2 protein-coding genes are annotated in these 897 nt (G+C 65.8%); both read right to left on the reverse strand.

The features are described 5' to 3' along the window. On the reverse strand, positions 1-584 hold a 584-nt coding region (locus AC1DX0_RS36505; protein ID WP_477359437.1), incomplete at its 3' end, for a GMC family oxidoreductase N-terminal domain-containing protein. After that, positions 577-897: pyridoxal-phosphate dependent enzyme (locus AC1DX0_RS36510; protein ID WP_477359440.1), on the reverse strand; the 321-nt coding region annotated here is incomplete at its 5' end. The genes AC1DX0_RS36510 and AC1DX0_RS36505, both read right to left, overlap by 8 nt.

The following is an 897-nucleotide window of genomic DNA, read 5'->3' on the forward strand; positions in this document are numbered from 1 at the left end:
GACCAGCGGCGGCCGCCATGGATGGTTTGTTCCATCGGCCCAAAGCCTTCCTGCTTGGCGCCGTTGTAGTCGTCGGTCAGTTCGAAACCGGCCTGGCGGCCCGCTTCGACGAAGGCGCCATAGAGCGGATTCTTGCGCGAGCCGCGCTGCACATGCAGCGGCCCGCTGTGACCGCGCCAGCCGTCCTCGCCGCCGTCATTGTCCTCCATGCGCTTGAAATAGGGGAGCACGTCGGCGAAGCCCCAGCCCGTTGCACCTTCTTCGGCCCAGTGGTCGAAATCGCGGGCATGGCCGCGCACATAGACCATGCCGTTGATCGAGGACGAGCCGCCGATCACCTTGCCGCGTGGCGTCGCCAGCACGCGACCGCCGAGATGCGGCTCCGGCTCGCTGGCAAAGCCCCAGTCGTAGAGGCTCATATTGAGCGGGATCGACAGCGCCGACGGCATCTGGATCAGCGGCCCGATATCGCTGCCGCCGAATTCGATGACGATGACCGAATGCTTGCCGTCCTCCGACAGGCGATAGGCCATGGCCGAGCCGGCCGAGCCGGAGCCGATGATGACGAAATCCGCTTCAAGCATGGTTCATATGCGCCATAAAATCGGCGAGCGAGACATTGCCGCCGGTTGCCACAACAAGGACGGTCTTGCCCGCCACATCCACCTTGCCGCCGAGCAGCGCCGCCAGCGACGCAGCCCCTGACGGCTCCAGCACCAGCTTCATCCGCTCGAAGGCGATCCGCATGGCGCTGCGCACCGATTGATCATCGACGGTGATGCCGCGAACGCCGGCGGTCTTGACCGCCGCGAACGGCGCATCGCCCGGCCGTCGCGACATCAGTCCGTCGCAGATCGATTTCGGCCCGATCGGCATCGTCTCGATGCTGCCATGCGC

The organism is Mesorhizobium sp. P3_A9 (assembly GCF_056402975.1).